The 7,958-nt window shown below is 67.5% G+C and carries 9 protein-coding genes; 6 read left to right on the top strand and 3 right to left on the bottom strand.

Annotation, left to right across the window (positions count from 1 at the left end):
• The first annotated feature begins 667 nt into the window (after positions 1-667).
• Together ACWIE7_RS17970 and ACWIE7_RS17965 are read left to right on the top strand one after the other, a co-directional pair.
• Positions 668-1,360 (top strand): hypothetical protein, encoded by a 693-nt coding sequence (locus tag ACWIE7_RS17970; RefSeq protein WP_454070162.1) that lies wholly within the window; start codon positions 668-670, stop codon positions 1,358-1,360.
• A 173-nt stretch (positions 1,361-1,533) separates the two neighbouring features.
• Positions 1,534-2,034 carry a hypothetical protein gene (locus tag ACWIE7_RS17965; RefSeq protein WP_454070161.1) on the top strand — a complete coding sequence of 167 codons (501 nt, stop codon included), beginning with the start codon at positions 1,534-1,536 and terminating at the stop codon, positions 2,032-2,034.
• A gap of 178 nt (positions 2,035-2,212) precedes the next feature.
• Here ACWIE7_RS17965 and ACWIE7_RS17960 read toward each other — a convergent pair whose 3' ends face one another.
• Positions 2,213-3,259 carry an alpha/beta fold hydrolase gene (locus ACWIE7_RS17960; protein ID WP_454070160.1) on the bottom strand — a complete coding sequence of 349 codons (1,047 nt, stop codon included), beginning with the start codon at positions 3,257-3,259 and terminating at the stop codon, positions 2,213-2,215.
• Positions 3,260-3,303: 44 nt separating this feature from the next.
• On the opposite strand from ACWIE7_RS17960, the gene ACWIE7_RS17955 reads away from it, so the two are divergent.
• Both ACWIE7_RS17955 and ACWIE7_RS17950 read left to right on the top strand, forming a co-directional pair.
• Positions 3,304-3,912 carry a TetR/AcrR family transcriptional regulator gene (locus ACWIE7_RS17955; protein ID WP_454057323.1) on the top strand — a complete coding sequence of 203 codons (609 nt, stop codon included), beginning with the start codon at positions 3,304-3,306 and terminating at the stop codon, positions 3,910-3,912.
• Between the two features lie 154 nt (positions 3,913-4,066).
• On the top strand, positions 4,067-5,455 hold the full coding sequence (locus ACWIE7_RS17950; protein WP_454057322.1) for an NAD(P)/FAD-dependent oxidoreductase: 1,389 nt from the start codon (positions 4,067-4,069) through the stop codon (positions 5,453-5,455).
• 14 nt (positions 5,456-5,469) lie between these two features.
• On the opposite strand, the gene ACWIE7_RS17945 is transcribed toward ACWIE7_RS17950, so the two are convergent.
• Entirely contained in the window at positions 5,470-6,021 is a 552-nt protein-coding gene (locus tag ACWIE7_RS17945; RefSeq protein WP_454057321.1) for an LURP-one-related/scramblase family protein, read from the bottom strand.
• Between the two features lie 45 nt (positions 6,022-6,066).
• Here ACWIE7_RS17945 and ACWIE7_RS17940 point away from each other — a divergent pair, with 45 nt between their 5' ends.
• Positions 6,067-6,402, top strand: a complete 336-nt coding sequence (locus ACWIE7_RS17940) for a hypothetical protein (RefSeq protein WP_454057320.1) — start codon at positions 6,067-6,069, stop codon at positions 6,400-6,402.
• A gap of 106 nt (positions 6,403-6,508) precedes the next feature.
• On the opposite strand, the gene ACWIE7_RS17935 is transcribed toward ACWIE7_RS17940, so the two are convergent.
• Positions 6,509-6,664, bottom strand: coding sequence for a hypothetical protein (locus ACWIE7_RS17935; protein ID WP_230929393.1), 156 nt, complete (start codon positions 6,662-6,664; stop codon positions 6,509-6,511).
• A 144-nt stretch (positions 6,665-6,808) separates the two neighbouring features.
• Between ACWIE7_RS17935 and ACWIE7_RS17930 the strand changes: the two genes are divergently transcribed.
• Positions 6,809-7,579, top strand: a complete 771-nt coding sequence (locus ACWIE7_RS17930) for an SDR family oxidoreductase (RefSeq protein ID WP_454057319.1) — start codon at positions 6,809-6,811, stop codon at positions 7,577-7,579.
• Positions 7,580-7,958 lie beyond the last annotated feature (379 nt).

Raw genomic sequence — 7,958 nt, 5'->3', positions numbered from 1 at the left:
CGACGCGTAGTCGGCTTGCTCGGGTTCGTATCCTTCGGCATGAGTCCATCCTCGTTTCCAAACGATGGAGACTCCAACCAACCCAGTGCGATTCACGTGTGAATAGGGTGAGGGCGTGGCATTGCAGCACATCACCGTGGACCTGGCTCCCGCGACCGCCGATGCGCTGCTGGGATCTCCCTACTTTCACGCGGGTTTCCGCGCCTTCGCGGACCCAGAAATCGCGGCCCGTTACCGGCTGGAGCCGACGCCGCCGCTGCGGCCTGGCCATACCGTTCATTGGCCGATCCGGCCCGCCCGGGTTCGTCGTCGGCGCGATGCTCCGTCACCGAGCAACTTCAGCGCGTGGGCACGGGCCGAGATGCGCCGACAGCGTCGGCGGCCCCGCCGGGCCCACGCGTTCTCCGTCGTTGCTCGAGAGCCCATGTACTTGAAACTGCGTGGGCCGGGAGGGGCCAGCGTCTCATTCACGATTGCCTCCGACGACTCTGGTAGCGGCTCAGTGATCGGGATCGAGTCGACTCTTCCGTCACGAACGGTCGGCCTACTTCGGTCCTACCTCGAAGCGGAGGATCGGGACTGGGCACACTTTATGAGCTGCGGGATCCAGCCACTGTCCGGTGATCCGCACAGCAGATGGCTCCGGGACCGCAGGGGACTGGTCAACATGGCATGGCAGGCCTCCGATGCCGTCCCGGATCCGAGCGGCTTTGAGGCATTGCTTCTGATCCGCCACCCGGGGCACGCCGATCAAAGGGAAGTGACCTGGGAAGAAGTGGCCCGAGCCAACGGCGTCGCGATCTCGCCGACGTCGATGTGGTGGGATATCGCGGTCACCAACGGACGACCCCCACCCCAGGATGAGTGTGATGCCTGCGACGATCGCTTCGGACGGCCGCACGACGGTGCCGAAGGGCTCGGTGAAATCGAAGCGCTCTTCGCCGTTCTTGCCCGCAGCACCTCCACACCGGAGGTGGCTTTCGGAGCGATCTTCGACACCGCCAGCCTGGCCTGGGATTCCTACGGGCCGGGCCCGGACCACTCTGTGGCCTACTACTCCACTGATCCGGACGCGGTCATCCACCCCGAACTCGCCGTGGTTCCCGCTTCGCAGATCTGCTCGCCCGAGGTGACGCTGCTGCGCACCATGCCGGTGTTCCAAACGAAGGTCGACAGGGTCACCGACATGGAGAACCTCGCTCGCGGGCGGGCGCACGGCGTCGACGCGCTCTGGCCCGACGGGCGCGAGTGGCTCCTGGCTACCGATGTCGATTGGGGATACTCCGTGCTCGGCTGCAACGGCGTAACGGCTGAGGCAGTCCTCGCTGACGACGGGATCGACGCCGTCGCCCTCACCTGAGTGGGGTCGTCGTCTGTCGGTCCGGTGCCCAGGCGCCAGACGCGAGTTCGGTCTCGCGACTACTGTGACACGCTCGCGCGAGATACCCGACTTCTGTCGATCCGCATCGGCGTTTCCTGCCAATCTGGACTCATGGCGATAGGCGCCAGCCGTCGAGAACAGGAGAGTCGACGATGTACCGGGTGTTCTCCAAAACCTCGTGGTTCTTCTGTTCGCTGGTGATTCTGCTCGTGGGCGGGTTGGCGATCGGCCTCGGTCAGCATCGGCAGAACGAAGTCCGCGAGGAACTGGTCATGCTCGACATGGCTAATCACAATCTGGCGCTCGTGGTACAAGCCCGGATCGACCGAGTCCTTGACCGACCAGGCCTGACCAAGACCCCCTCCGAGGATGAGGACGTCGCCGAGCGCGTCGAGGCTGTTCGCTCGCGAACGGACCGAGTCGACGAGGACCTGGATCGCATTCTGGAGTTGCTCAATCGGGTCGACGCCGGCGATCTCAGGGGGACCCTGTTTTCCCTGACTGTGGCGCTGATCAATGTGCGTGACGGCTCCATGACGCCGGTGCGTACGGAGCTCAGCTCGGCGGTGACACGTACGTGGTGGGCGATCGGACTCACCGGCGCGGCGCTTGCGGCTCTGCTGGTGGTGGAGGTTCGACGTCCGGAGGACTGAAACTGCTCGCGCGGCGGTGATCTCTCGCCTGGCTCGGGAAATGGCGCCCGTCGGGTGAGAGCGAACTTCCCCGAAGTGCCGCTGCGAATCTGCCGGTGACGCCGAATGGGGCGGTGATCTGGGCCAGCGCTGCGTCGATGCCCGGCCGTGGCTCGTCGAGTGTCGCGCCCACAGGAAGTCAGGACGGCTGGTTTTCCGCGAAGAAGTCCAGCAGCACCGGTTCCACGGCGCCCGCGGCCTGCATGGGCAAGGAGTGGGTGGTGTCCGGCCACGTCTGCACGGTTGCGGCGGGTAGCTGCTCGGCCCGCCGGGCGGCTGATGCGCCGCCGGCGAGGGAATCGTCAGAGGCGATCGCGACGTAGACCGGCATGGTCAGCTGCGACAGTTCCTCGTCAGTCAACGGGGCGGGCTGCGGTAGGGCCGCCTGGTAGTGCTCCGTCGCCGCCGCGATCATGCGCGCCATCGGATCATCTCCGAGTGTCGCGGCTTCGTCCTCCACGCCCCCGATTTTCTCGAGAGCCGTCTCGCGGATCCCGTCCGGCAGGAGCGGCAGGGACGAGACCATCGCCCAGAAGAAGAGTCCCGCCGGGGGCCGGGCGAAGGTGAACACCGGCTCCAGCAGGGAGAGGGTGAGGGTCCGCTCGGGATTCTGACGCGCGAAAGAGGCGGCGATGGCGCCGCCGAACGAGTGGCCCACTATGTGCACCCCGCCGGGCGCGAGCGCCGTGACCACCTCCTCGATCGGTTGGGCCTGGTCGGCGAACCTCGCGAACGGGACGGACTGCTCCGACAACCCGGAATCCCCGAGCGCATCGAAGGCCAGCACACGGTGTTCGGCGACGAGTGCGGGGAGGTTCTCCGCCCACATCGGCACCCCGGAGGCGCGGCCGGGGACGAGTAGTACCGGGGCCCGGCCCCGGGCTTCCGCGGTGGACCACTCGTAGGCCCGGACCGAGCCGTAGTCGGTCCGAATGTCGTGCACGGATGTCGGTGCGGGGAGCGCCTCCATCGCTTCCGCGTACGCATCCATGTAGGCGTTCCGGCCGTCGGCGCTGCGGAAGTGCCCCACCCCCGGAGCGCCGAACAAGAAGGTCCACGTCGCGCCGATCCCGATCACCGTGAACAGGGCGGCCACGACGATCGCGAGCCGGCGCGCGCGCATCGCCCACCGGCCCCGGCGCGAGCGGGTCGTCCCGGGCGTCTGATCGTGATGCAATACGTCCATACCGACATAGTTTCGCAAGTTGTCCGTATTTTAAAGGGGGGTGCATGCCGAAAGTCGTCGATCATGATGAGCGACGTGCTGAGCTGGTCCTGGCACTGTGGCAGGTGATCCACGATCAGGGCATTGACGGAGTGACGTTCCGCGCCGTCGCGCAGGCGGCGGGCGTATCCGTAGGGCGTGTCCAGCACTATTTCCCATCCAAGGACGACCTGGTCCTGCACGGCTGTCGGCAGATGGTGGCGTCGGCGGTGGTCGATCACGGCCCTCGCGAGGAGCCGGGTGATCCGCGGGCTGCGGCCGAGGAGCTGCGATCACTCCTGGTCGGCGCGATGTCGGAGAGCGTCGAATTCAAGATCGGGGCCTCGGTGTGGGCTGCCTACCAGTCCAAGGCGGTGTCCAGTCCGGGGATCGGGGCGATAGTCACGGATGCACTGGCCGAACGCGCCCGGGTCCTCGCCCGACTTCTGGCCGACGCACGCGGGAGGGGTGGGCCGGCACGGCCCGCCCCGACGCCTGACGATCGCCGGGACGCCCTCCGGTTGGCGGCGCTGTCCGAGGGGCTCACGCTCCGTGTCATCGTGGGGGCGGTGCGAGCCGACGAGGCCCGCCGAGTGATCCATGCCGAAGTGGACCGCTGCCTGGGCGCCAGGTGAGTGGATCCGAACGACCGGCACCGATGCCCTGCGCTGCTAGCCGCCGACAGGGCCCTCGCAGTCGGTAGGCCTTCGAAGAACAGGCGGATTCGCCGAGGTGGGGGTAACGTTCCGGGCGCGCACACCCGAGATCAGGAGTCCCATGGTGGATGCAATGAACAGTCATGACGCCGGCGCCCAGAATGCCGGCCGTCGGCATCGAGTCGTCATCATCGGTTCGGGCTTCGGTGGACTGGCCGCCGCGCAGAGCCTGGCGAAGGTGGACGTGGACGTGACGCTGGTCGCCAAGACCGGTCACCACCTCTTCCAGCCGCTTCTCTATCAGGTGGCGACCGGCATCCTGTCCGTCGGCGACATCGCGCCCTCGACCCGGCTCGTCCTGCGGGAGCACAAGAACATCACGGTCACCCTCGGCGAGGTCGACAAGATCGACGTGGCGAACCGGACCGTCCACGCCGTCGCCGGGCACATCGACTTCGATCTCCCCTACGACAGCCTGATCGTCGCGGCCGGCGCCAACCAGTCCTACTTCGGCAACGACCATTTCGAGCGCTGGGCCCCCGGAATGAAGACCATCGACGACGCCCTCGAGCTCCGCGGCCGGATCCTCGGGAGTTTCGAACTGGCTGAGATCACCGAGGACGAGGAAGCTCGCCGGCAGCTGCTCACCTTCATCGTCGTCGGCGCGGGGCCGACCGGAGTCGAGATGGCCGGCCAGATCGGCGAGCTCGCACACCGCACCCTCAAGAACAGCTACCGCCGGATCGACCCGGCCGACGCGCGCATCATCCTGCTCGACGCGGCGCCCGCCGTGCTGCCACCCTTCGGCGAGAAACTCGGCGAGGCGGCGAAGGCCCGCCTGGAGCAGCTCGGCGTGGAAGTGCACCTGAACGCCATGGTCACCGATGTCGACTCCACGGGGATCGAGATCAAGGACGCGGACGGGACGACGCGCCGGATCGGGGCGGCGTGCAAGATCTGGTCCGCCGGAGTGCAGGCCAGCCCGCTGGGCACGATGCTCGCCGAGCAGACCGACGCCGAGGTCGACCGTGCCGGGCGGGTCAAGGTGAACAAGGACCTCTCGGTGCCGGGCCACCCCGAGATCTTCGTGATCGGCGACATGATGAGCCTCGACAACCTGCCCGGGGTCTCACCCGTCGCGATCCAGGGCGGCAAGTACGTCGCCAAGCAGATCGACCGCGAGCTGACGGGCAAGCAGAGCCCGACGGGCCGACCGCCGTTCAAGTACTTCGACAAGGGCTCGATGGCCACCGTTTCCCGGTACAGCGCGGTGGTGAAGATCCGTGGTTTCGAGATCCACGGCTTTGTCGCCTGGGTGCTGTGGCTGGTCGTGCACCTGGCCTTCCTCATCGGCTTCCGGAATCGCCTGGCCACACTCTTCTCGTGGGGGATGCACATCCTCGGTGACAAGCGCTCCCACCTCAGCGCGACCTCCCGGTTCGTGTACGGCAGGCGCGCGATCGACCGCGTCTACGGGGACAGCATCGCCTCGAGTCTGGATGACAGGTCGCCGGGAAGTTAGGTGCGGGCGGCGGTTCAGCTGTTCCGCTTCTGCTTCTCCCGGATGAGGTCGAGGGACAGCACGGCGCCGATGATCGCGAGGCGCTGAGGGGCGGTCAGATGCTCAGCGAGGCGAAGAACATAGGTCGACTTGCCGAAGAAGGCATTGCCGACGCCCGACCACTCCCGCGAGACCCACGCCATGGCGCCGCCCTGACCGTTCACCTGGAACTCGAATCCCCAGATGTTGCCCGTCAGCTCGAGTTCCTCGCCCTGCAGGTCCAGCGTGATCCGGGTCGTGAACAGCGCGAGCCGCTTGACCAGCGAGGCGAGGCGACCGCCGCCGGCGTCCAGGATCTCCATCCGCTCGCGGCCGAACGAGTACGTGTCCTTCACCCGGATCACCGGGCGCTCCGGCCCGTCGAACACCGTCAGCTCGCGCGATCCGACCAGCATCCGCCCGACAGTGCTACCGCCGGTCTCCACATGACCGACCTGGGTCCCCTGGTCGTCCATGATCGCGAAATCGTTCCTGACGAAGTTCGTCGTCTGCTGGAACACGAGAACATCGTTCATGAGACTCGACATGGATCCACCCTAGGGTCCGAGCACACCGATCAACAGGGGAAGAAGATGTCCGACACCACCGCTCTCCGCGAGGCCTTCGACGCGGCCCGGGACCAGTTCGAGCAGTACCGCGCCTCGGTGTCCTCGGTGATCGAGGAGCGTCCGGCCGGCGAGTTGTCGCGGGCACTCGACGCGATCCTCCCGGACCTGGTGTTCTACGAGGGTCGGGCGTTCGCGGCAGGGCTCGGCCTGGCGCACCTCGACTCGGGGGAAGACCTCGAAGAGATCGCGGCGGTGTTGACGCGCGGGCTCGTCGAGCAGCAGGCGGCGCGCCGCAACGGCGACTACCTCGCGGGATTCGCCGATGTGCTCGCCCGGGTGCATCGGGAGCAAGCACACTAGTCCCCAGCCGTCTCATCCCCGCCGGGCTCGACCCCGGGGGGCGGCGCACTGAGCGACGGACGCCCCGGACCGCTGCGTGCGGCCCGGAGCGTAGGCGTCAGAGAATTTAGGACAGGCCGCCGAGGATGTCGGTCGGCAGCAGGCCGCTCAGCATGTCACCGCTGCCACCGCCACTGCCCTGCGAGACCAGCGAACCGAGCCCCAGCGAGCCGAGGAGGGGCGCCGCCAGCGACCCGATTGCGAGCGATCCGAGTGAACCCATGGAAGAACTCCTTTCGACGGATGTGAGCAGGCGTGACGCTGATCACAGGCGCGAGCGTAATCGTCGGCGTGGTGATGCGCCATGCCCGCCGGCGTGGCAGGGTCGTCGGGGACCGCATCTGGAGGACTCACGGGGGAGTGGGATATGCCATCGATTTTCATCTCGGGCGGAGCGGCGGGCATCGGCCTGGCCACCGCGGAGCGCTTCGGCCGTGAGGGCTGGACCGTCGGCGTCTATGACGTCGACAAGGCCGCACTGGCCGCGGTGCAGGCCGATCATCCGGACTGGATCACCGGCGAGCTGGACGTGCGCGAGGCCGAGCAGTGGGAGCGGGCACTCGCCGAGTTCACCGCGCACACCGGTGGCACCCTCGATGTGCTCGACAACAACGCGGGCGTCCTCGTGGCCGGTGACCTCGCCGAGATCACGCCTCAGGCGGTCAAGGCCCAGATCGACATCGATGTGCTGGGCGTGACGCTGGGGGCGCAGGCAGCGTTCCCGTTCCTCCGGGCGACCCCGGGGGCGCATCTGGTGAATATCGCCTCGGCCTCGGCGATCTACGGCCAGCCCGGCATCGCCACCTACAGCGCAGCGAAGTTCTACGTCGCGGGCCTGACCGAGGCGCTCGAGCTCGAGTGGGAGAAGCACGACATCCGGGTGGTGGGCATCTGGCCGCTGTGGGCCAAGACCGCCATGGCGGACAACGACGCCAAGTCCACCCAGACTCTCGGCGTGCGGATCACGCCGGCAGAGGTCGCCGACAAGGTGTGGGAGTCGGTCCACCCCACGCCGACGGATCGACGCATGCACCGCACGTCGTACTCGGTGGGAGCCCAGACGACGCTGCTGGCCAACCTCTCGAAGTTCTCGCCCAACGCGCTGTCCCGGCTGGTCAACAAGTTCCTCGCGCAGTAGCCCCCGCCGTGGTCGGGGTGTCCGGGGTGTACATGGTGCACAGGAAATTCGGTCCGAAGTGGCCGATTCCGTACCATTTGTACGCATCTGGTCGGCAGGTGTGACGGTCGACACAGCATGGTTCTACTGTGGTGTGCGCTCGGCGGCTCACCGCGCCGCCCTGGCCCCAGGCATCACCCGCCATGACAGGCGACGTCGGACTTCCGTCACCTCGGATCCCGGTCGCCGCCGTCCACGAGGAGGACCATGAGAACGTCGGATTCGCGCACTGATCCCAGGAGGGGCGACGACGACGGCGTTGTCGTCGTCGACCCGACTGTCGGCGATCCCACGGTGGGCACGCCCGCGGCGGCGACCACCGCGCCCGTCCCCCGTAGTC

The organism is Dietzia sp. NPDC055343, from assembly GCF_053645265.1.
This window is presented reverse-complemented; position numbering and strand designations above follow the sequence as displayed.

What these genes read in the sequence shown, in the direction of transcription:
- ACWIE7_RS17970 (WP_454070162.1), top strand. Translation starts at nt 668, where the DNA reads ATGGCATGGCAGGCCTCCGATGCCGTCCCGGATCCGAGCGGCTTTGAG.
- ACWIE7_RS17965 (WP_454070161.1), top strand. Translation starts at nt 1,534, where the DNA reads ATGTACCGGGTGTTCTCCAAAACCTCGTGGTTCTTCTGTTCGCTGGTG.
- ACWIE7_RS17960 (WP_454070160.1), bottom strand. Translation starts at nt 3,259, where the DNA reads ATGGACGTATTGCATCACGATCAGACGCCCGGGACGACCCGCTCGCGC.
- ACWIE7_RS17955 (WP_454057323.1), top strand. Translation starts at nt 3,304, where the DNA reads ATGCCGAAAGTCGTCGATCATGATGAGCGACGTGCTGAGCTGGTCCTG.
- ACWIE7_RS17950 (WP_454057322.1), top strand. Translation starts at nt 4,067, where the DNA reads ATGAACAGTCATGACGCCGGCGCCCAGAATGCCGGCCGTCGGCATCGA.
- ACWIE7_RS17945 (WP_454057321.1), bottom strand. Translation starts at nt 6,021, where the DNA reads ATGTCGAGTCTCATGAACGATGTTCTCGTGTTCCAGCAGACGACGAAC.
- ACWIE7_RS17940 (WP_454057320.1), top strand. Translation starts at nt 6,067, where the DNA reads ATGTCCGACACCACCGCTCTCCGCGAGGCCTTCGACGCGGCCCGGGAC.
- ACWIE7_RS17935 (WP_230929393.1), bottom strand. Translation starts at nt 6,664, where the DNA reads ATGGGTTCACTCGGATCGCTCGCAATCGGGTCGCTGGCGGCGCCCCTC.
- ACWIE7_RS17930 (WP_454057319.1), top strand. Translation starts at nt 6,809, where the DNA reads ATGCCATCGATTTTCATCTCGGGCGGAGCGGCGGGCATCGGCCTGGCC.